We start from the raw sequence: 23,090 nt of genomic DNA on the forward strand, positions 1-23,090 counted from the left end.
AGTGTCTGTTTTATACTCAAAAAATTTTGACTCTTTTGATTGGGGTTGGCTTGTAATAAGCTTTGGCATGGCTCTAGGTGCTGGTATAGTTTTGGTACCAGTTACAGTTGGAGTATCTGGCATATTTATATATTTGATATCTGCATTATTTGCCTACCCTGCTATTTTTTTATTTCAAAAACTATATATGAACACTCTATTTGATACCAAGGAATCAAAATGCTACAGTGAAACCATAAAAGACCTATTAGGTGAAAAATGGAGTATTGTTCTTGGTTTTTTGTATTTCATAATGATGTCGATATGGACTATAGTTTATGCTGAGACAGTAGCGAATGCTCTTAGCGATTATCTATATCACTTTAATATAATAGATATTAGACTCGATAATAGTACTATTTATAGCTTGATATTAATGATCATTTTAGTAGCTATTGGAACAAAAAGTAAAAATCTACTATTTAAAGCATCTACTTTACTAACTCTTATACTTCTATGCTCTGTTATTATAACAGTCATATATGTCATCCCTGAATGGAACTTCTCTCAGCTGAGTATTTATCCCAAAGGCTGGGAAGCTGTACCTAAAACAATAATTATGATTCCATTTTCTTTAACAACCATATTATTTATACCATCATTAAGTCCTATGGTGATGGGATATAGAGAACAATATTCTAAGGATAATGATTTAGCAAAATATAAAGCTCAAAGAACTATGAAAATAGCTTTTTTTACATTATTAATAATCGTTTCTTTTTATGTTCTTTCTTTGGCTTTAATTATTCCTCAAGATCAAGCAATTTTGGCTAAGAATCACAACCAATCAGTATTTTCAATACTTTTAAAAATCTATAGTCATAATACATTTTTGCAAATACTCGGAGTAATTATAAATATTTGCGCTATTTTAGCAGCTTTCTTAAGTATTTTAACAGGAATGAGAGAGTCATTACGAGGTGTGCTATTAAATATCACAAAAAAATTCTTTGATAAGAGAAAGTTCTCTTCAAATCAAATAGAAGCAACTATTATTATTTTGATAATATTGTTAACGTGGTTATCTATTATATTTAAAATACCTATTTTCTATTTAGTTCCATGGTGCGGTCCTATATTTGGTATCATAGGTTGTTTAATACCTGCCTATATTGTTTTTAAGGTAGATAGATTTGTAAAATATAAAACTATTTCTGTTTACTATATAATTTCCGTTGGAATCATTTTGTGTATATCGCCACTGTTATCTGCATATCTTTAATGGTAAAAGATAATTTAGTTTCTCATTTAGAAAAACTTATAAAATAAAAGATGTTTTTTGATAAAAGATACTGCAACTTAGAGTTATTAAAATCTGTTTTATTTACAGATATCTGCCAATTTTCCTGTCACTACCCCTAAGATAGCATCATCTGTTTCATTCATTCCTTTACCAGTAGCCAAAATTGCAATATTTTTGATTGTATCTTCAGCATCATCACCAACAATACCGTCATGTGGAGTCACCGTATTACCAAGCATTGCAGCATTTACAGCATCAAACGCTGCATATACTGAGTTTGCTATCTTAATAGAGCATGATGAATTAGCCCCATCGCACATAATACCAATAATTCCTGCTAAAGCATTAATAATAGATTTCTCAACTTTATCCTCAGATAAATCCAACATCATCGTAATCCACCTACAATACCTGCAGATGCGCATGTTGGTCCACATAGAGCTGATAGCCTACCATGCTAGACTTGATATAGACTGTTGAAACGATCGCAAAGAATAAAGCTCTACAAAGCTCCTCTTGTGTCTTACCTTTTGACTTTGCAACTCAATTAAAGGTAAGGATAAAGTTAAACCTATGTTACCACTACCAGCGGCTGTCATCACAAGCAATGCTGAGCCACCCATTCTTGCATCACTACCAGCTGATGCCGCTGCTGCGCGATTACGAATATCATCCCCATAAAAGCCATTATCAATATCTGAGCGAATATTTCTACCTGTTTGGATACCATATTGATGCACCAAACCCTCATTTGATATATTAGAATTGTCTTTAATAATTTTATCTAACATATCACTAATTTAGATGTATCTAACTGAGATGCAATTTTGTAAATCTCTTTAATCGAGAATTTAGAGATTATTTCATCAACAAGATTGCTCTTATTATCTGTATCATCAACTTCATAAATAATTTCATCATTCTTTTTGATTAAAGCAATATTTGTATGCGTATACTTAAACTCAACTATAACCTTGTCTTGTTTATAATACGCTTCTATACAAATATATAGCTTTATAGGCTTAGATGCATTAAATACTTTGATGCAATCTTTTTGTAAATATTCTTGTACTTTCGGAAGCTCTGCTTTAGTTACCCCAGAAATAACCATAAGTTCTTTAGCTGCATTTCCAGCAATTGCGCCCATCGCAACAGAAGCCTCTATACCAATCATTCCACCACTATTTGGTACAGTTACACTTTTCACATTTTTAATCATATTACCGGAAGCAAAAACATCTATCCTATCAGGTATATGTCCTAGCACATCTCTTGTTTTTGCCGCACAATATACCAAAGCTACAGGCTCTGTACATCCTTCAGCTGGTACAACCTTCTTTATACAACAAGTCTATCAATTGTTGTTCTCTACTCATATCTCTAATCTCCTTTAGATTTAAAATCTACCTTTTTCCAGTCAAAATATTTACCAGGATCTGTTTTTCTATTAGGCGCAATGTCACTATGTGCCACAATATCATTCAACTTTGGATAACTTTGCTGCAAATCTCTTAATAAAATATTAAGTGAATCATATTGCTTTTGATTATACACGCTATTATCAGTTCCTTGCAATTCTATTCCTATTGAGAAATCATTACAGCCTTCTCGGCCATTAAATTGACTGATACCAGCATGCCAAGCCCTATCATTTATAGATACAAATTGTATTATCTCACCATCTCTTTTTATGTAAAAGTGTGCTGACACTTCAAGGCCATTTAAACTTTCAAAGTTCTCATGTTGCTGGTAATCAAGATTGTTGGTAAAAAGTTTTTCAACATTAGTATTATCATAGATGCCTTCTGGTAAACTTATACAGTGTACAACCACTAAACTAATATCATTAATATTAGGTCTTCGGTTGAAGTTTGGACTTTTTATATGTTTAGCTTTTTTATACCAGCCTTTATCAAACATTTTAGTATTTAAAATTACTTGTGATAGTATTATACTTTACCAACTAATTCAGTAATTTTGAATAAATTTAGCTATGAAATGCCTTGATTGTAAGCTTGCAAAAAGAACTTTTTTATACGGTATAGTAACATTAATAGTCGTAATATTTAGTTATAATTTTCTAGATGTAAAAGTAGCAAACCTTATACACACTAGTGATTTTTTTGGTACAACTATTAGTACTGCAGCAGCCCTAACATCTCAAATTTTTTCACCTAAAATTTGGGCCATCATCACTACTATTGTTCCACTAATATGTATTTATAAACACATAACTAAAAAGCCATCAGAAAAACTCTACATTATATCATTAACACTAATAATGACTATTTTAATTACCACTATAATCAAAGTCATATTAGCAAGGTATAGGCCAGAAATGTTACTCTTTGACAACAGATATGGCTTTCACTTTTTCTCTTTCAAAAAAGCTTATAATTCTATGCCTTCTGGCCATACAGCATTAACTTTTGCTGGCTTATTTGCTATAGCCAACTTTTTTGACAAAAAATTTATTACCATCATAGCTTTAGCAATATGTTGTTTCGTTGCTGTTAGTAGAATTATTATATTAGATCACTTTATCTCTGATGTAATAGTAGCTGCATATATAGGTATTTTTACCTACTTATGGTCAAAAGCATTTGTTGAAAATAAAAGAACGAACTAAAAATCAATTTATATATTCTTTGAAATAAGTCAGTGCTTTTCGATAAACATCTTGCTTGAAATAAACCACATGATTTATCGGATACCAATAACTTACCCATCTCCAATTATCAAACTCAGGCGAGTCGTTAGCCTCTAAGTTAATATTACTTTCTGAAGTTTTTAACCTTAATAAAAACCATTTTTGTTTCTGCCCTATACATACCGGTTCTTTACTTCTCACAAGTGAGTCTGGAATATCATATTTAAACCAATCTCTAGTAGATGCAATTACTTCAACATCATGAGGGCGTAAACCAACTTCTTCGTACAACTCTCTATACATAGCCTGCAATGGTGTCTCACCTGTTGTAACTCCTCCCTGAGGAAATTGCCAAGAAGTTCTGCTCTTTCTTTGACCCCAAAAAACTCTATTTTGTCTATTTAGTAAAACTATCGCTACATTCGCTCGATACCCACTTTTATCTATCATTATTCAAAGAAAACTATCTTCTACCTAATCTTATTGTAAACTAATTTTTCTAAGTTTGATAATTTATAATTAGATTTAATTCATAACAATCTGATCTATAAATATTAATAAAATAAGCTTTTTTTGATTCTTTACTTATCTTCATCAGCCAAATCATTTAACATAGTTATTAATACTCAAGTAAACACCCTTAAAATAGTGATTCCAAATACCCTTAGCAATAGCTTTTTTATTCAAGCTAAACAAACTCCTAACGATATAGCTATCACTGATGAAAATATTGAACTTACATATCAGCAAACAGCTAATCAAATCACAAATTTAGCAAAATTTTTATTAAAAAATGGTCATGATCAGCATAGTATAATCTCAATATATAGCTCAAAAAGATATGAAATCATTATTGCGTTTCTTGCAATATTAGCAATTGGCGCAAGTTGCGTACAGTTAGATAAATCATTTCCTTCACCTCTGCTTAAGGATATCATAGACGACACAAACTCAGATCTAATGTTATGTGATGAGATACCAGATATTAAATCAGTTAAATGTATAGATTATATAAATATCATCTCAAAATGTGATGACTCTTACATTCAAGAATCTATAGATATAAACGTAGATCCAGAGAAAGATTTTTGGTTAGTATATTCATCAGGTACTACAGGTAAAAATAAAGGCATCTCAATATCTCACAGAGCGATACTTGAATCATATAAGATTAGAGAAACTATCAAACCCTACGATAGTAGTAGTTCAATTGGTTGTAATATTTATTATCTCTGGGAAGCATTTAGACCCTTATTAAAAGGTGGAAAAACTAATATAATTCCAGATACCATACTTTATGATTTTAAAGCGCTTGCAAAATATATCAAAAATAAGAAGATCAATGAAACTCTCTTTACACCTTCGTATCTTGAAACACTACTATCCACTTCTGAAAATACTGCTATAGAAATATTTAATAATATTGATACATGTTGGTTAAATGGTGAAGTAGTTTCTAGTTGGTTACAATACAAACTAGAAAAATTCATGAGCTTTAAAAATATATATAATCTGTATTCTATATCTGAATGTCACGATGTTACTGTATACAAATTACATCCAAATGATAAATATTTAGAAGAAGATGGCATTGTCCCTGTTGGTCACGTACTTCCAAAAGTTTATGCTGTTGTACTTAATGAGAATAAAGAAATAGTTAAGAATGGCCAAAAGGGAGAAGTATATATCCATTCAATAGGATTAGCTAATGAATACATTAACAGACCTGATCTGAACGCAGAAAGATTTATCACCGCAGCAAATAGTCCTATCAAAAAACGACTTTATAAAACTGGAGATTTTGGCAAGCTATCAGATGATGGACAATTAATAACAATATATGGTCGATGTGATTATATTATCAAATTAAGAGGTTATACTCTTTCATTACCATTTATTGAATCCGTCATAAAAGATAAACTCGACATAATGCACTGTATAGTAGATAAAATTGGTGCTACAAGAATATCAGAATCACTGATTGCATATTTAGAGATTCCTAAAGAGAATCAAGATACTTTTCGCCAGCAGTGGGATTTAAAAAATAATAATAAGCCATCTAAAAAACTACTAGATAAAATTTCTCCCCATTTAGCTCACTATATGCTCCCTAAATATATTGTTCTACTCGATGAAATACCTCTTAATAGATACTCAAACAAACTTGATAGAAATAGCATTAAACATGATGATTTAATCATTGAAGCTCAAGAAGTTCAAGCAATCAATAATATAGAAGATTACAAAAGATTATGGTCAAATATCTTAAATATATCTGAAGATGATATATCTCAAACAAGCTGTTTTTTGAGCTTGGTGGATCATCCTTATCTGCAATGTTACTTATAAGTAATCTAAAAGAGTTTGGCTTTGATATTACTATCAACAATTTTGTTGAAAAAAGTTCTTTGCAAGATAGTTATAATTTAATAACAAATAATCAATCCTCAACAAAACAAAAGATCACTCAAGAGATCTTGGATGACATTAACAAATTTACAACCGCAATAAAATCAAATATTTGCCAAGATTTACCCTCAACAAATACTGAAAATATCTTATTAACAGACACAACATGATTTTTAGGTTCTCACCTTCTAGCTCACTTAATATCAAACGATGAAATACAAACGATTTACTGTTTGGTACGAGCTACAGATAAGAATCAAGCAAGACAAAGAGTCGAAAAAACTCTTGAAAAACTTAATATTAAAACAAACTTTAAAATAGTCTATTTAAATGGAGATATTACCAAAATAAACTTTGGTTTAGATAGTAAAAAATGGTTAGAACTGTCTAAAGAGATAGAGCAGCTTCTGTAAACTTATTATTATCTTATAATACTTTGAAACCAAGCAATCTGATGGGACAGCACATTGTATTGACTTTTGTCTTACGAATAAGAGTAAACATTTAATACACATATCCACTAATGGAATATTCCCATTATATCTAAATAAAGTTTTTGATGAATCTAATTCCATTGATTGGATTGAATCATTAGAGTCTGGCTACTCACAAACAAAGTGGGCAGCAGAAAAACTAGTCCATAATATGATTGAAAAAGGTCTTAATGCAAGTGTTTTAAGACTAGGAAATATATCACCTCAAACACCTAGCTATATAAATAAATCTGATACGAACTGGTTACTACTAAAAGAAATAATTACCCAGAAGAAAATACCTCAAAATATAAACTTAGAAATGACATCTATATATCATATAACTAAGATTGTAGAACATCTTATATTGACTAAACCAGACTACAACATCCTTAATATTACTAACAAAAATTTTCTTGACGCAAACATATTAACTAAATGTTTCAATTATGAAACCATCGAATATAATAATTGGCTTGATGCTATTATAGATGGCTCAACAAAGTTTCTAGCAAAGGATAAGCTAAATATTGACTCATCAATATGTAACTATGATAGAACTAATTACGAAACAATTATGAAAGAGATCAATATCAATTATCCAGAAATAACTGCTGAATATATAAATAATATTTTTCTAGGAGGTAAAGATGAGCTTACTTACAAATAAACATGTATTAATAGTCGGTGCCTCTAGTTGTATGGGTAAAGCTATTGCTAATGCATGCCGAGAAAAGCAAATGAAAATATCTTTATGCTCACGTCGTGAAATTGATATTCAAGGTGATAATATATTTTTTCAATCAGTAGATATCCAGAATTTAATCCAAGTAGAAAGTTTTATAAACCAAAGTATAGATAACTTTGGTGAATTTGATTATGTCATTAACTGCGCAGGTGTTATGTATTATCAATGTATAGAGAATAGAAATTACCAAGAATGGATGACTACCATAAATACTAATGTCATAGGATTTACTAATCTTTTATACTCTGTACTACCATCACTAATCAAAAATAAAGGCATGCTGATCAACATAACTTCTGATGCTGCTAGGCGAGCCTTTCCAGGTCTAGCAATTTACTCAGGTTCAAAAGCTTTTATGGAATATACTCTTAGAGCCATTTGTTTGGAGTTAATTGATAAAGATGTTAGGATCATCAATATTCAGCCAGGTAATGTTGCTACTCCATTGCAAAACATGTCTACAGATAGTGAGGCTGTCAAAAAATATGCTAGCGATGATTCAGATAATTTCATACAGCCATAACAAATAGCTAAAACAATAATTTTTGCGATGAATCAACCTGAAAATGTTGCCATAAACGAAATACTAATAGAACCTCAAAAAGAGCCTATCAGCGGATAACTCCAAGCTATATAAACATCTATACTTGTAATATTTCATTCAATTAGCTAATGTATAGATAAATTATTCTTATTCTCAGGATTTTTTGGTTTGAATTTTAAAAAACGAGCTTTTCTATTTGGCTCGCTATCTGTAATATTTTGGGGTCTTGACTATACATTAGCAGGACAAGTTCACACACTTCTCACAATGACTTTTTTAGTTTCAATGTGACTTACATCAATACATGATTTGGGAGTTGCAGCAACTGTCAGTGTCGTATCAAAATCATCTGTAAAAAAGTTAAAGACCTAAAGCTTTGGCAAATTATAAGTATATGCTGTATCCCACTTCTAGGTGGACTTGCGATGACTATGTATATGCTTTCGATAAGAGATATCTCTACCAGGACAGCAATTATAATATCATCATGCTATCCTGCTGTGGGAATGATAGGTGCGCGGATATTTCTTAAGGAAAGCTTAACTCCTCTAAAGATATCCGGATTTATAATTGTTTTAATTGGTATTACCCTAACCGCATATAGTGAATTATTTGATCAAGCAAATAGTATTATAGGTCTTAGCTTTGCAATTTTAGCAGCTATTTTTTGGGGACTTGAAGGTGTTATCTATAAAATGGTATTGAATGCTGATGTCTCGGCAAATACATTACTTTTTCTACGCAAGATCTCTACAATTATAATATTCTTACCATTCACTTGGATTATAGTCGATACAGTTAGTATTTATGTGCTATTGCTTATAGTTGCTATTGGTGTTATTGGTTACATCGCAGATCTAGCATATATGCAAGCATTTAAATACTCAAATGTAACTTTAGCAATGTCACTAAATATTACTTATATTATTTGAGGGCCTTTATTTGCATTTATATTATTCGATCAAAGTAATAAGTATTTTACTTCTTATAGCTTGCGCTGTTTTAATATTCACAGGCAATTATCTAATATTTAAATCCAAATCAGTTTACTAAACGACTGAATTTTCCCCGTATAAGTAATTAGGTAGCTGAAAGGTATTAAGAGCATAACCTCCGACTAGATCAGATGACTGATCTCCAATTGAGATAAGTATCTTATACCCTAAAGATTCAATATGAGCCCTTCTCTCCGCCTTAAAATTTTTGAAACCTTTTGAATCATATTCTGTCAAGTTATCTGGAAAAACAAATACTTCTTCAAAGCCTACGTAACCAGCATTAAGCAATGCCTGTTTTGTCGCTTCTAAGTGTTTAGCAAAACGCGCGCTTATGAAAAATATTTTAAGACCTTTAGTAAGACAATAAAGATAGAAGTCTAAGGTAGCCTTGATTGGATAAGCACTAGTTTTTGCAAGTAGTTCATCCCAAACTTGATGATTCTCCTGTTGAGGAAAGCCTACTTCTTTAAAAGGATAGTAATGATTCAATGAGGTTTCATCAATATCAAGAACTATAGCATGATTTTTTAATGAAGATTGAGCATCTATTATTTGCTTAGCTTTCTCAAGTATAGTTCTTACATCATCTTCATGAGCATGACTCTCATAATAAGAAATAACTTGTTTTTTTGTCATATATAAGTTTATTTTAGACCTAATTCTTTCAATCTTTCTTCTAGAAATATTCCAGCTTGGGGATATTTCTCAGATAGATATACTTCTGGCTTAGGATGTATAAAGCAAGGTGTTGAAACTCGATCAAGACTCTCTATTTCACCTTCTGGCTTTACAACTCTATGCTTAGTTGCAATATACTCACCATTAGTCATTTCTTGAAGCATGTCACCGATATTTATAACTAGAGACTCACTATCACACGGCACACCATACCATTGATTAGTTACTGGAGATAAAACTTGTAACCCTGGTGAAGAAGCTATTGGCAACAATGTAATTAAGTTGATATCTTCATGAGCTGCAGCTCTTACTGCACCTAGCTCTTCATCACCTTTCGTAGCAGGATAATGTAATATTCTTAACAACGTACTCTCATAAGAAACAGTATCTCTTAATCGTTGTGGTAGCTTACTAGCAACAGCTGAATCCATATGCTCATCTATCCATTCAAGAATTGTCTCACCAAGCTTCATCATTTTTTCAAACATTTCTCTAGCTGCACTACTTACTTCCTCAGGATATCGACCATTAGGAAAATATAAATGATAGAAATGTTTAATGTCTTTTACTGTTTCACCCTTTGCAACCTCAGAAACATCTTTTGGAAAATATCCATCTTGATTTTCAACATCAAATAAGTATTTATCAGCATCACTTGATTTTAAAAAATCTTGCCACTCATTATAAACAGTTTGGATAAGATTCCAGTCAATGGGATGAGTCTTTAAAACCGCAAAACCAGTTTCTTTCAAAGACTTTGTAAACTCTTCAGCCGCATTATCTGCATAGTAATCAACGCTACGGATATTCATTTTTACTCCATTTTTTAGAGGGAAACAATTCAAGGACTGTCTTTAATTATACCAATAATACTTTTATGTTTCATTAACTTGATGATGTCTTAGATAGAAAAACTTACTCACATTAACATCTAAAACTTCTTCTTGATTTTTTTACGCAAAGAAAGCTCAAACTTATCAAGTGATCTTGCAAGTTTTTTACTTATTGCAATAAATGGCAATAACGTTAACCCTATAAAAAAACAATCCAGGCCCTAGAGTAAATATCATAATTAGACCAAGTATCAAAGCCACAATTGAAATTATTAAAAATATTAATAAAACTAGAGGATTAGATAATTTTTTACGAGAATATCTGTGCAATAAATAAAACATTTTTCCTGGTTTAGCTTTTACTATAGTTTTAAGCTTTAATATCACTTTTAATATACCTTCTAAGTTAAGCAAATAACGCTAGCTCTAATAACTTTAACCTCTTGGATGATGTTTTTGGTATATTTCTTGTAAACGATTTTGCGATATATGTGTGTAAATAGTTGTTGTTGATACATTACTATGACCTAACAACAATTGAACCGATCTAAGATCTGCACCATGATTGAGCAAATGTGTTGCAAAAGCATGTCTTAAAGTATGTGGGGATATATCTGTGTTTATGCCTGCAATAAGTGCATAGCTCTTAATACGATGCCAAAAAGATTGTCGAGTTATTCTCTTTGAATGTTTGCTAATAAAAACTGCTTTTTCTTTAAAATTTTTAGCTAAAGACTTGCGCGACTCTTCAAAATACTTGTGTAAATATTCAAGGGCATATTCCCCAATGGGTACAATTCTCTCTTTTGAGCCTTTGCCCATTACTTGTATTACTCCTATATTTAGATCAATATCATGAGTATTTAGACCAACTAACTCACTAACTCTCAAACCCGTAGCATACATAAGCTCTAGCATCGCCTTATCACGAATACCAATATCATACGTTAAGTCAGGAGCTTGAAGTAGTCTTTCGACATCAGTCTCTGTCATATCTTTAGGCAACTTTTTAGCTAACTTCGGCAAGGTTAATTTTGTAGTAGGATTAGTAGTAACTTGATCTGTCGATATAAGCCAATTATAGAACTTACGTAATGTAGATATCATACGTGCATTAGATCGGCTACTATAACCATTCTTAGAACGATAAGATATAAAAGCATATAACTGCTCAAAATCGAGATTAATTAATTCTGCTTGCGAGAAATAATTTTGTAAAAACTTTAGATCTGTACGATAAGATGAAATAGTGTTTTGACTTAAGCCATGCTCAAGCCAAAGATTATCAAGAAAAGCATCAACGGCTGTAGACACTTTTTGACTTCCCTAGAATTATACTTTTTCTTTAATTCTAGCAGCCTTACCAGTAAGACCTCTCATGTAGTATAGCTTAGCTCTACGTACATCTGCTCTCTTCTCAACAGTGATACTGTCAATTAGAGGTGAGTGAGTTTGGAAAGTTCTTTCTACACCCATACCTGAAGACATTTTTCTTACTGTGAAAGCAGAGTGAAGACCTCTGTTTCTTTTTCTAAGAACAAAACCTTTAAAAGCCTGGATTCTTTGCTTATCACCTTCTCTAATCCATAGGTTAACAGTGATTGAGTCACCTGGATTAAATTCTGGAAGATCTGTTCTGATTTGTGACTTTTCTACTAATTCAACAAATTTATTTTTCATTATTTTCTCCTTTTGTGCTTACCATATCTATTTTATAATCATTTATAATTTGCTTATCTTCTTCAGATAGGCATAGGCACTCGATTAAATCTTTACGACGCTCATAAGTCCTTATCAACTTCTGTTTACGCCTCCATTTTGCTATTTCCTTATGATTACCAGATAACAAAACACTAGGTACTGAGTTACCACAAGGCAAAACAGCTGGCTTTGTATAATGCGGGTAGTCCAAAAGACCGTCATAAAAAGAATCCTCAATCATAGAATCCTTATTGCTCAACACCTCTGGCAATAGTCTTATTAGAGTATCCATAACTAGCATAGCAGGGAGCTCACCACCACTTAATACAAAATCCCCCACAGAGATTTCCTCGTCGACATGATCTTGTATCAGGCGCTCATCAACCCCTTCATATCTACCACAAAGCAGTATCAGTGAATCATTTTGCAAAAGCTCAAGAGACTTCTTATGATTAAACACACCACCCTGAGGTGACAAGTATACTACTTTTGAATTATAACCTAAAGTACTTTTTGCATCTTTGATTGCCTGTGATAATGGTTCATATTTCATAACCATACCAGCTCCACCACCAAAGCTAGTATCATCTACAGTAGCATGTTTATCAGTTGTATAATATCGAGGGTTAAAGCATTTTATAGATACTTTAGAGTCTTTTATCGCTCTAGCAGTAATCCCAAAATCATTTATTGCTTTAAACATTTCAGGAAATATAGATATTATTCCAAATTTCATTTTTCAAATTTCTTTAGAAGTTAAATAACCAAATCTAATTGTAGTTATTAAAACAAACAAAAACAAACATTTGAGAGATAAAATACAACTTTGTAGCAACGAGTGCACATTAGCGATTAGTATTTTATAAAATCAATAACTAGAAAATAGAACTGTTTGAGCAAGGCAAGTTTTCTGTTTTCATTGATTTTAAAATACAATAGCTCAGTGCTAGGCGATTTTGCATACTTTTTCGACATAAAAAAGTACGTCGCCAATACTTACGCAGCAAGTAGTGAAATATTATTAAGAAATAATTATTGACTAATAATCATATTCCCAATCAACAACTATTTTTTTTGAGTCAAGATCTTCACTAACAATATATTGCTTAGCATAGGGAATCAGATACTCATCAGAATCTTTCTTACAAACTAGGACTTCATTAGCACCAGTTTCAATAATCCCAACAACTTTACCAAATGAATCATTCGTAGTATTAACAACAGCGCATCCTATTAAATCTGTAAAATAAGCTTCATCGTTACCAACCTTCGGTAATGCTTCTTTTGGTACTCCAATTAGAGAGTTAACATATTTCTTTGCGATTTCTGCATCATTAACATTAGCAAGCTTGATATACAATTTATCTGCTCGTCTTAAGACACTCTCATTTTTAAGTGGTTGCCAAACGCTATTAGCTGGTAACTGAATATACCAATCACCATAACTCAAAAGTGTTTCTATTGAACTTGCTAAAGGATATAAGTTAAGCTCGCCATCAAGCTTATATGTAGCACCAATTTTAGCTATTTCTACAAAATCTTGTGACATAAAAAGAAAAATAATTGACTCTATAAGTATGAATTAAGCAACTTTTTTAGCTTCTTTGATTAAGCTAGCTACTCTGTCTGAAGGTTGAGCACCTTTAGCAAGCCAAGCTTCAGCTTTAGCTACATCAAGCTTTAATCTCTCTTCACCGCCTTTAGCTAAAGGATTAAAGAAACCTAGCTTCTCGATAAATCTACCATCTCTTGGGCTTCTTTTATCAGCAACTACGATTCTATAGAAAGGACGCTTTTTAGCTCCACCACGAGCCATACGAATTACTACCATTTATTACTCTCCGGTTTTATCTTTTTATATTTCAAACTTTTCTTAGCTTAGCTTAGCTTAGCAGCCATAAACCTAGCAAAAATTTAATAGCAATACTTTAAAGTCTCTTAACCAAAATGTCAATAGTTGACTTCACATAAACATAATATATAATACCCTAAGTCGCTGAATTTAACAAACAACTTGCTTGCGACACTAAATAATAAGCTAAAGCGTTTCTACTAAACTTTATAAAAGATTTTCTAGAAACCTTTTAGCAAAACTAAAAGGGAGAACGAAATGTCAAAAAATTATTTATTCACATCAGAATCAGTTTCAGAAGGACATCCAGACAAACTAGCTGATCAAATTTCAGATGCCATCTTAGATGAAATCCTAAAACAAGATAAAAACGCTCGTGTTGCGTGTGAAACTTTAGTAAAAACTGGTATGGCTCTAGTCGCTGGAGAAATCACCTCTTCTGCTAGGATTGATATTGAAAAGCTAGTTAGAAAAGTAATCATTGAAACTGGATATGATAATGCAAACAAAGGTATTGATGGTAGGACTTGTTCTGTAATCAATGCTATTGGTAAACAATCTAGTGACATTGCCCAAGGCGTTGATCGTGGCTCACTAGAAGATCTTGGTGCAGGTGATCAAGGATTAATGTTTGGTTTTGCTACCAATGAAACACCAACTTTGATGCCTTCTGCAATTTATTACTCCCATTTACTAATGAGAAAACAAGCAGCGCATATAAAATCAGGCAAACTTGCATGGTTAAGACCAGATGCAAAAGCCCAAGTAACTTTAGCATATGAAAATGATAAACCTAAGTTTATTGACACAATTGTCTTATCTACTCAACACAATGAATCAATATCTCAAAAAGATTTACACGATGCTGTTATCGAAGAGATTGTGAAAGAGGTAATCCCTGCTGAACTAATCACAAAAGATACAAAATATCATATTAATCCAACAGGTGTATTCTTAATAGGCGGTCCTCAAGGAGATTGTGGCCTTACAGGTAGAAAAATTATTGTTGATACTTATGGTGGGGCTGCTCATCATGGTGGAGGCGCATTCTCTGGAAAAGATCCATCAAAAGTTGATCGTTCTGGTGCATATATGGGTAGATATATCGCTAAGAATGTTGTTGCTGCTGGGCTAGCCGATAAATGTGAAGTTCAAGTTGCTTATGCAATTGGCGTAGCAAAGCCTGTTTCTTTAATGGTCAACACTTTTGGTACAGGTAAAATTTCTGATAACAAAATTGAGCAACTAGTTGCAGAAACTTTTGATCTTAGAGTTGGTAAGATCATCGAAAATCTTGACCTACTTAGACCTATTTATCGTAAAACATCTAACTATGGTCATTTTGGTCGCGAGTTACCAGAGTTTACTTGGGAAAAAATAGATAAGGCTGATAATCTTAAATCTTCCGCTAAGATCTAATTTCTTCTTTACATTCTTTATACTTCAATAAAATCAACCACCTATATTATTAAAATCTATTACAATAATATGACTATACTTCGTGAATGTAAAAGTGACTGTCTTTTTATTAAGAGTTTATAGCTAACCATATATATTATTTATACAATATTGAGAATAATTATGTAAACTCATATGCCACTAAACTCCCACATTTCTAGTATCTATTTTTCAATCTAATGAAAAATACAAGATAGTAAGAAAAAAGTTATATTAAGATATATAATTGGCTTATTAGAGACTATCAACATAAAACTTTTAGAGGTCTCGAAGGTTTCAGAATCAGGACATTAATAACCATTGAAATTTAAATTGGTAGTGTTCATTAAATTGTGTCTATAGCTAGTCGAGTTAAAAGCTTAGGTATATAATTTAGTTAGTCAAATACTACTTTTAAAAAGTATATAGATAATAACGAGTTTAGTAACTAATTCACCAACTCTTAGTACATAACTTTTAAAACTTACTTTTAGAAAAGACTATAGAAAAAATCTTTGAAAAGAGAATGCTTGAGAAATGTTTATTAGACTATGCCATAGTACTAGCTTTGTTATATTTTTTCTTCGCTTGAATAAATTCGATTTTTAAATCTTTATATTTAGATTTTATATCTTTTATATCAGCTTTAGATAGTACATTTTCTTTCTTCGCTTTTAGGTACTCTTGCTTAGCACTATACATACTTTTCACATTAGCAACCAACTTGGCATATAACTCTTCAATACCCAAGTCAAACGTCTTATTTTTCTTAGTTAGAGCTTCATCCAATTTAACCTTCGCTTTTGCAATTTCAATCAAATGCTTAGGCGTAGTTTTAAGATCATAACACCAACCTATTTTTGCTAACCCGACAATAAACCATTTTGATGGATCAAGATCAAACCATCTAATACCATTTCTATAATCACCAGCAAAAGCATGATGATAGTTATGATAACCTTCTCCACCAGTCACTATAGCTGTTATCCAACTATCTCTCGCTGTATTTTTTGTAGAGTATGGTCTTTTTCCAATAGTATGCGCTAAAGAGTTAATACAAAAAGTTGCATGATGAACTAAAACAACTCTAAGTAAGCCACCTAAAATTAGAAAACCTAAAGCACTCTGCCAAGCTGCAGTTAACGTACCGCCTGTTAAGAATCCAAATATAAATCCTATTAATGTAGGCAATCCAAAACATGCTAAAATAGCTAACACAGTATAATGATTATGTTGGAACACCACCGCCTTATCTTTTAGAAGATCATTAACTCCTCTAATTTCTTGGACATCAGAACTACTATGTCTTAATAACCAACCAAAGTGTGAGAACCAAAAACCTCTAGTCGCTGCATAAGGGTCTTTTACAGGATCATCAACATCTTTATGGTGCTTTCTATGATCTGAAGCCCACTGAATTATACTATTCTGTAAAGCCGCTGTCCCAAAAACCATAAGAGCATAACTTACTATCTTATTAGCCTTATAAGTTTTATGTGACCAAAGTCTATGATAGCCCATTGTGATACCAACACCTGTAAGTGCATAGAAAACAATTAAACAAACATAGTCTGAAGTTGAGAAGCCATAAGTCATCGCATACCACGGTACAGCAATAATTGTAACTAACGGAAGAAGTAATAATCCGAAGATACTTTTCCAAACTATACTACCTTCTTTTTCGATGGTTTGATGTATTATTTCATTATTATTCATTTAGAACCTTTAACCTTTTTTTGAATTTAATCCACTTGATGTGGATACGAGAAAATTAATTACGACATTATGGTATCACGTATCTGATTTTTTTGATAGTTATTTATAGTAGGCTTAAATTTGAGATCTTGCTTTAACATTGATTTCTAAATTAGAATCCTTAAAACCATTGTTATATCTATAAGCACCAGCAAGAGCAATCATTGCGCCATTATCTGTACAGTATTTCATCAGAGGGAAAAATATCTCATAGCCTTTTTTCTTCGACAGTATATCTAACCTAGAACGCAGCAATTTATTCGCACTAACCCCACCAGATATAACCAATCTTCTGTTTTCTGTCTTCTGCAGAGCTTTTTCACACTTTGATATTAAAACATCTATAGCAGCATCTTGAAATGCATAACATAAGTTCGCTTTATTTTCATCTGACTGATCTGCTTCACTATGCCAAGTATTTAGTACAGCTGTCTTTAGACCGCTAAAACTAAAATCCAAGTTAGGTTTATTTTTCATTGGTCTAGGTAGATCATACTTTTTTTCATCTGTAGCTTTATCGGCAAGATTAGCCACCTCGACTCCACCAGGATATGACATTCCCAAAAGCTTAGCTGTTTTATCAAATACCTCTCCGGCAGCATCATCAATAGACTCCCCCAACAAGGAGTATTCGCCAAACTCTCTCACTTCGAATAATTGAGTATGGCCACCAGATACCAATAACGCAACAAATGGATATTCTATATCACTACTTTTATCTAAAAGCGGAGATAATAAGTGTCCCTCAAGATGATGTACAGCTACTGTATCAATATTATGTATCAACCCTAATGTTTTAGCAAAAGTTGCCCCTACCATTAGTGCACCAACCAATCCAGGCATAGCTGTATAGGCAATACAGCTTAAGTCATTAAAATTGAGGTTAGCATTGTCCAGCAATTCTTTAGTTAGTATATTTAGTTTTACAATATGTTCACGAGAAGCAAGTTCTGGAACTACACCTCCATATTTCTTATGTAATCCTATCTGACTGTATAGTGCATCTGCGACGATAGCTTTAGATGAATAGTCATAAATAGCTAAACCAGTTTCATCACAAGAACTTTCTATACCTAAAACAAGCATTATTTCTTAGCCGCTCCAGCACCACCATTGGTCTTTGTGATCTGAATAAATTTAGTTATAAATGAGCCCACAACCAAACCAATAACAAAAGCAATAGATAAAAGCACCATAAGAGGCAATGTTGTACTACCAAATATATAATCAAAACTGACATTATCAGTATTCAATATAGATAAAAAAACAATTACAATAATTGCTAAACCAAATAGTATTTGCCAAAATAATTTTTTAATTGTACTGAACATTAGCTACATTCTTAAATAAAATATATTGACAATATTATAGTTAATTTTTTTGAAATTATAAAACTTAATTTAAAGGATATTTTAGAAAATTATTTAAGATTACATTATAGATATATAATGTCTTGATACAGGTAATTATCAGAAATCTAAAGATTCTAGAGCATTTCTTAACGATTCTTCAATATCATCATTAATATCTTTATCTTCTTTTTCAATCTGATTCTCAAATGCTGTATCTTCAGTGTTAAATGATGATGCTTCTGTGAGTATCATATTATCTTCTACACCAAGTTCTTCTCTCATCTTCTCAATCTTATTAGACTCTTTTCTAACTGCAAATCCTGTACCTGTAGGTATAAGTCTACCAATAAGAACGTTTTCTTTAAGTCCTCTTAATTGATCAACTTGAGAATGTATTGAAGCCTCAGTTAATACTCTAGTCGTTTCTTGGAATGATGCCGCAGACAAGAATGACTCTGTAGATAACGATGATCTAGTGATACCCATCAGAGTAAGCTCATACTCAATCAATCTCTTACCTTCTTTAGCTAGTCTATCATTTTCTTCAAGTATTCTTACTAATTCAATACTTTCATCTTTGACAAACTTACTATCACCTTCATCAAGAATTGTTGCTTTTCTCAACATCTGTCTAACGATCGTTTCAATATGCTTATCGTTAATTACAACACCTTGCATACGATATACAGACTGAGCCTCAATTAAAATATAATCAGCAAACGCTTCTAAACCTTTGTACTTAAGAAGATCATGTGGATCAGTAGGACCATCTGCTAAAACATTGCCTTTTAATACTTGTTCACCATCAAAAACTACTAGATGTCTAGATTTAGGTAATAGTATCTCTTCAGCAATATGACCGCTCTTATCCAAGATTTCAATCCTTTGCTTTTCTTTAGTATCTCTGTTACCTAATCTAACCATACCATCACAAGGTGATAATATTGCAGCGTCTTTTGGACGTCTCGCCTCAAAAAGTTCAGCAACTCGAGGAAGACCTCCGGTAATATCCTTATTCTTAGAGCCTTCTAAAGGAATCTTAGCAACAACATCACCAACCTCTAACACTGAATCATCAGTAACGTTCAATACAGCACCTACAGCTAATGAAATTGATTTAAGCTCATTACCTTTCTCATCAACAACTTTAACAACTGGTTTTAGGTTCTTAGATGTTGTTCTTTGAGATATTGAAGTTATCTCAATAGTTTGCTGACCAGTTAAATCATCATATGTATGCTTTGATGTGATACTATCAATAACATCTTCCAGAACAACTTTACCAGCAACGTCTGTAATTAGTGGCTGAGCATGCGGATCCCAAGTAGCTATAACATCACCAATCTCAACACCCTTGCCACTTGCTAAAGGAACAACTGCACCCATAGGGATTTTATGTTGCTCTCTAACACGGCCCATAGTATCAGAAACTATGATTTTACCAGCTCTCGATATAACTATGTTTTGATCATCTTTATTTGTAACTGTTCTGATGTTTTTAAACTTAATCTTACCAGCAGTTTTAACTTTAATATCAGATACTGTAATACCTAATGATGCCGCACCACCAGTATGGAATGTTCTCATCGTAAGCTGTGTACCTGGCTCACCAATTGACTGAGCAGCAATTACACCAACAGACTCACCGACATTGACCTTTCTTTCACGAGCAAGGTCACGACCATAACACTTAGCACATAAGCCTCTACGAGTTTTACATGTAATTGGAGATCTAACTTTGATCATGTCAATACCATTATCATCAAGTATCTCAACAAGATTTTCATCAAGCAGAGTACCGGATTCTAATAGAACAACTCCCTTTTCAGTCACAACATCAGCAGCTAGCGTTCTACCTAAAGCTCTCTCTATTAGAGGAACTTTAACTTCACCATCTTCAACAATAGCTGAGAACATTAAGCCATCATCAGTGCCGCAATCTTCTTCAATAACAACTAAATCTTGGGCAACATCTACAAGTCTACGAGTTAGGTAACCAGCGTTAGCTGTCTTCAATGCCGTATCTGCTAGACCTTTACGAGCACCGTGAGTAGATGTAAAGTACTGCAATACTGACAAGCCTTCTCTAAAGTTCGCCGTAATAGCAGTTTCAATCATCGTTCCATCTGGCTTAGCCATTAGACCACGCATACCTGCAAGCTGTCTCATCTGGTTATAAGAACCCCTAGCACCTGATTTTGCCATCATATATACAGAGTTAAACGATTCGATTTCTTTATTCTTACCATTTACCATTACAGTATCTTTTGAAATCGCATCCATCATCGAAGCACCAACCTCATCAGAAGTTTTACTCCAAATATTGATAATATTATTGTATCTTTCATTCTCTGTAATTAATGATGACTGATACTGCCCTGTAATATGCTTAATTTCTTTTTCTGCTTCTTCGACTTTAGCTTCTTTAGTTTCAGGTATCGTCATATCATCAACGCCTACAGAAACACCTGATAATGTTGAGTATTTGAAACCTGCATACATTAGTTTATCAGCTAAAACTACAGTTGCTTTACCACCTAGCACTCTAAATGCTTGGTTGACGATTTTAGAGATTTCTTTCTTAACAAGCACTTTATTCAATAGCGAGAATGACAAACCTTCAGGCAATATGTTTAAAAGCAATGCTCTACCTACAGTAGTATTTACAACACCTTTCTCGTTATAAGTATTGCCTTTAGTATCAAAAACTTGTCTATCTATTCTAAGTTTAATTTTAGCATGAATATCTATAGTGCCTGAATTATATGCTCTACTAACATCATCATAGTTTGAGAATAATTTACCTTCGCCTCGAGCGCCCTCTTTCTCTCTAGTGATATAGTATAGACCTAATACAATATCCTGAGTAGGAGTAATAATTGGCTGACCAGATGCTGGAGATAAGATGTTATTTGTAGACATCATCAATACTCTAGCTTCTAACTGCGACTCGACAGTTAAAGGTACATGTACCGCCATTTGGTCACCATCGAAATCGGCGTTAAATGCTGCACAAACTAGAGGATGTAACTGTATAGCTTTACCTTCAATTAGCTTAGGCTCAAATGCTTGAATACCTAATCTATGAAGCGTAGGGGCGCGGTTTAATAAAACTGGATGCTCGTTGATCACAACTTCTAAAATATCCCATACAACGGCTTCTTCAAGCTCAACCATTCTCTTAGCTTGTTTGATAGTTGTTGCATAGCCACCTAGTCTTAACTTAGAGTATACAAAAGGTTTAAATAGCTCTAATGCCATCTTTTTAGGTAAACCACACTCATGTAATCTCAATGATGGGCCAACTGTAATTACAGAACGACCAGAATAGTCTACACGTTTACCAAGTAGGTTTTGACGGAAACGACCCTGCTTACCTTTTATCATATCAGCAAGAGATTTAAGCGGACGCTTATTTGAACCTGTTACAGCTCTACCACGTCTACCGTTATCTAGCAATGCATCTACAGCTTCCTGCAACATTCTCTTTTCATTTCTAACAATAATATCAGGAGCATTTAGATCTAATAGTTTTTTAAGTCTATTATTTCTATTAATTACTCTACGATATAAATCATTAAGATCAGATGTCGCAAATCTACCGCCTTCAATTGGAACTAATGGTCTTAAATCCGGTGGTAAAACTGGTAGTATAGTCATTACCATCCACTCAGGTTTATTGCCAGATGCTTGGAAAGTTTCAAGTAGTCTTAATCTCTTGATAGCTTTCTCTTTTTTAGCTGTAGATTTACTCTCTTCATATTCAGCTTGTAGCGACTCAATCTCAGTTTCAAGATCTGTATCTGCCAATAAGTCTCTGATTGCTTCTGCACCCATAGATGCTTCAAACTCATAACCATAGTTCTCTAAAGCTTCAGCATACTCATCATCAGTAAGAAGCTGTTTTTTCTCTAGAGGTGTCATACCTGGATCTGTAACTATGTAAGACTCAAAATATAGTACCTTCTCAACATTCTTTAATGGCATATCAAGGAATAGACCTATTCTAGAAGGCAAAGATTTTAGATACCATATATGTACCACTGGGCATACTAAATCTATATGACCCATTCTTTCTCTACGTACTTTAGCTTGCTCTACCTCAACACCACAACGCTCACATACTACACCACGATGCTTAAGTCTTTTATACTTACCACACAAGCATTCATAATCTTTTATTGGACCAAAGATTTTAGCACAGAATAAACCATCTCTCTCAGGCTTAAATGTTCTATAATTTATAGTTTCTGGTTTTTTAACTTCACCATGAGACCATGAACGAATGACCTCTGGAGATGCTAAAGATATTTTAATAATATCAAACTTTTTACTATTGTAATTTTGATGTAGGATACCGTTATTCACAGGTAATTCT

At 32.7% G+C, this 23,090-nt stretch carries 22 protein-coding genes and 2 pseudogenes; 9 read left to right on the forward strand and 15 right to left on the reverse strand.

The window, feature by feature from the left end; translation table 11 throughout:
• The first annotated feature begins 1 nt into the window (after position 1).
• Positions 2-1,261, forward strand: a complete 1,260-nt coding sequence (locus FNO12_RS08270; RefSeq protein WP_014714697.1) for an aromatic amino acid transport family protein — start codon at positions 2-4, stop codon at positions 1,259-1,261.
• Positions 1,262-1,359: 98 nt separating this feature from the next.
• On the opposite strand, the pseudogene FNO12_RS11140 reads toward FNO12_RS08270, so the two are convergent.
• The 3 genes and pseudogenes from FNO12_RS11140 to ampD form a co-directional block, all read right to left on the reverse strand.
• Positions 1,360-2,073, reverse strand: a pseudogene (locus FNO12_RS11140) (L-serine ammonia-lyase, iron-sulfur-dependent, subunit alpha).
• The gene (locus FNO12_RS11145; protein ID WP_231138723.1) at positions 2,067-2,579 is read right to left on the reverse strand and encodes a hypothetical protein; all 513 of its coding nucleotides are present in this window, start codon (positions 2,577-2,579) and stop codon (positions 2,067-2,069) included. Before FNO12_RS11145 ends, FNO12_RS11140 begins: the two are co-directional and overlap by 7 nt.
• Positions 2,580-2,662: 83 nt before the next feature.
• Entirely contained in the window at positions 2,663-3,202 is a 540-nt protein-coding gene (gene ampD, locus FNO12_RS08280; RefSeq protein ID WP_014714696.1) for a 1,6-anhydro-N-acetylmuramyl-L-alanine amidase AmpD, read from the reverse strand.
• Positions 3,203-3,275: 73 nt separating this feature from the next.
• Between ampD and FNO12_RS08285 the strand changes: the two genes are divergently transcribed.
• Positions 3,276-3,911, forward strand: coding sequence for a phosphatase PAP2 family protein (locus FNO12_RS08285; RefSeq protein WP_014714695.1), 636 nt, complete (start codon positions 3,276-3,278; stop codon positions 3,909-3,911).
• 3 nt (positions 3,912-3,914) lie between these two features.
• On the opposite strand, the gene FNO12_RS08290 is transcribed toward FNO12_RS08285, so the two are convergent.
• Positions 3,915-4,382: an RNA pyrophosphohydrolase gene (locus tag FNO12_RS08290; RefSeq protein WP_014714694.1), complete on the reverse strand. Its 468-nt coding sequence runs from the start codon at positions 4,380-4,382 to the stop codon at positions 3,915-3,917.
• A gap of 123 nt (positions 4,383-4,505) precedes the next feature.
• On the opposite strand from FNO12_RS08290, the gene FNO12_RS11150 reads away from it, so the two are divergent.
• The 6 genes and pseudogenes from FNO12_RS11150 (at position 4,506) to FNO12_RS08305 (ending at position 9,159) form a co-directional block, all read left to right on the forward strand.
• A complete protein-coding gene (locus FNO12_RS11150; RefSeq protein ID WP_231138724.1) occupies positions 4,506-6,281 on the forward strand; it encodes an AMP-binding protein in 1,776 nt (591 codons plus the stop codon).
• Positions 6,269-6,511: a hypothetical protein gene (locus FNO12_RS11155; RefSeq protein ID WP_231138725.1), complete on the forward strand. Its 243-nt coding sequence runs from the start codon at positions 6,269-6,271 to the stop codon at positions 6,509-6,511. Before FNO12_RS11150 ends, FNO12_RS11155 begins: the two co-directional genes overlap by 13 nt.
• 54 nt (positions 6,512-6,565) lie before the next feature.
• Positions 6,566-6,754, forward strand: a complete 189-nt coding sequence (locus tag FNO12_RS11160) for an SDR family oxidoreductase (RefSeq protein WP_302846520.1) — start codon at positions 6,566-6,568, stop codon at positions 6,752-6,754.
• Between the two features lie 94 nt (positions 6,755-6,848).
• The gene (locus tag FNO12_RS11165) at positions 6,849-7,484 is read left to right on the forward strand and encodes an SDR family oxidoreductase (protein ID WP_306807238.1); all 636 of its coding nucleotides are present in this window, start codon (positions 6,849-6,851) and stop codon (positions 7,482-7,484) included.
• A complete protein-coding gene (locus FNO12_RS08300) occupies positions 7,465-8,085 on the forward strand; it encodes an SDR family oxidoreductase (protein ID WP_014714693.1) in 621 nt (206 codons plus the stop codon). The genes FNO12_RS11165 and FNO12_RS08300 overlap by 20 nt, the downstream gene beginning before the upstream one ends.
• A 189-nt stretch (positions 8,086-8,274) precedes the next feature.
• A pseudogene (locus tag FNO12_RS08305) lies at positions 8,275-9,159 on the forward strand (DMT family transporter).
• On the opposite strand, the gene FNO12_RS08310 reads toward FNO12_RS08305, so the two are convergent.
• From FNO12_RS08310 to rpsP, 7 genes are all read right to left on the reverse strand, one after another.
• A complete protein-coding gene (locus FNO12_RS08310; protein WP_014714692.1) occupies positions 9,156-9,740 on the reverse strand; it encodes an HAD family acid phosphatase in 585 nt (194 codons plus the stop codon). The pseudogene FNO12_RS08305 and the gene FNO12_RS08310 sit on opposite strands and share 4 nt — an antisense overlap.
• A gap of 8 nt (positions 9,741-9,748) precedes the next feature.
• Entirely contained in the window at positions 9,749-10,594 is an 846-nt protein-coding gene (locus tag FNO12_RS08315) for a 2OG-Fe(II) oxygenase family protein (RefSeq protein WP_014714691.1), read from the reverse strand.
• A 456-nt stretch (positions 10,595-11,050) separates the two neighbouring features.
• A complete protein-coding gene (gene xerD / locus FNO12_RS08325; protein WP_014714689.1) occupies positions 11,051-11,929 on the reverse strand; it encodes a site-specific tyrosine recombinase XerD in 879 nt (292 codons plus the stop codon).
• Positions 11,930-11,947: 18 nt separating this feature from the next.
• Positions 11,948-12,295, reverse strand: coding sequence for a 50S ribosomal protein L19 (gene rplS, locus FNO12_RS08330; RefSeq protein WP_013922421.1), 348 nt, complete (start codon positions 12,293-12,295; stop codon positions 11,948-11,950).
• On the reverse strand, positions 12,285-13,052 hold the full coding sequence (gene trmD, locus FNO12_RS08335) for a tRNA (guanosine(37)-N1)-methyltransferase TrmD (RefSeq protein ID WP_014714688.1): 768 nt from the start codon (positions 13,050-13,052) through the stop codon (positions 12,285-12,287). Before trmD ends, rplS begins: the two co-directional genes overlap by 11 nt.
• A gap of 303 nt (positions 13,053-13,355) precedes the next feature.
• Positions 13,356-13,865 (reverse strand): ribosome maturation factor RimM, encoded by a 510-nt coding sequence (gene rimM / locus FNO12_RS08340; protein ID WP_014714687.1) that lies wholly within the window; start codon positions 13,863-13,865, stop codon positions 13,356-13,358.
• Positions 13,866-13,898: 33 nt separating this feature from the next.
• Positions 13,899-14,147, reverse strand: coding sequence for a 30S ribosomal protein S16 (rpsP, locus tag FNO12_RS08345; protein ID WP_004287066.1), 249 nt, complete (start codon positions 14,145-14,147; stop codon positions 13,899-13,901).
• Between the two features lie 279 nt (positions 14,148-14,426).
• Between rpsP and metK the strand changes: the two genes are divergently transcribed.
• Complete coding sequence (gene metK, locus FNO12_RS08350; protein ID WP_014714686.1) at positions 14,427-15,587, forward strand: methionine adenosyltransferase; 1,161 nt, start codon at positions 14,427-14,429, stop codon at positions 15,585-15,587.
• Between the two features lie 567 nt (positions 15,588-16,154).
• Here metK and FNO12_RS08355 read toward each other — a convergent pair.
• The 4 genes from FNO12_RS08355 to rpoC all read right to left on the reverse strand — a co-directional run bounded on the left by FNO12_RS08355 (position 16,155) and on the right by rpoC (position 23,080).
• A complete protein-coding gene (locus FNO12_RS08355; protein WP_014714685.1) occupies positions 16,155-17,321 on the reverse strand; it encodes an acyl-CoA desaturase in 1,167 nt (388 codons plus the stop codon).
• 114 nt (positions 17,322-17,435) lie between these two features.
• Positions 17,436-18,446, reverse strand: coding sequence for a tRNA (adenosine(37)-N6)-threonylcarbamoyltransferase complex transferase subunit TsaD (tsaD, locus tag FNO12_RS08360; RefSeq protein ID WP_014714684.1), 1,011 nt, complete (start codon positions 18,444-18,446; stop codon positions 17,436-17,438).
• Complete coding sequence (locus tag FNO12_RS08365; protein ID WP_004287062.1) at positions 18,446-18,691, reverse strand: lipopolysaccharide assembly protein LapA domain-containing protein; 246 nt, start codon at positions 18,689-18,691, stop codon at positions 18,446-18,448. Before FNO12_RS08365 ends, tsaD begins: the two co-directional genes overlap by 1 nt.
• A gap of 138 nt (positions 18,692-18,829) precedes the next feature.
• A complete protein-coding gene (gene rpoC, locus FNO12_RS08370) occupies positions 18,830-23,080 on the reverse strand; it encodes a DNA-directed RNA polymerase subunit beta' (RefSeq protein ID WP_014714683.1) in 4,251 nt (1,416 codons plus the stop codon).
• Positions 23,081-23,090 lie beyond the last annotated feature (10 nt).

Origin of the sequence: Francisella orientalis FNO12 (assembly GCF_001042525.2) — a bacterium.
Classification (GTDB): domain Bacteria; phylum Pseudomonadota; class Gammaproteobacteria; order Francisellales; family Francisellaceae; genus Francisella; species Francisella orientalis.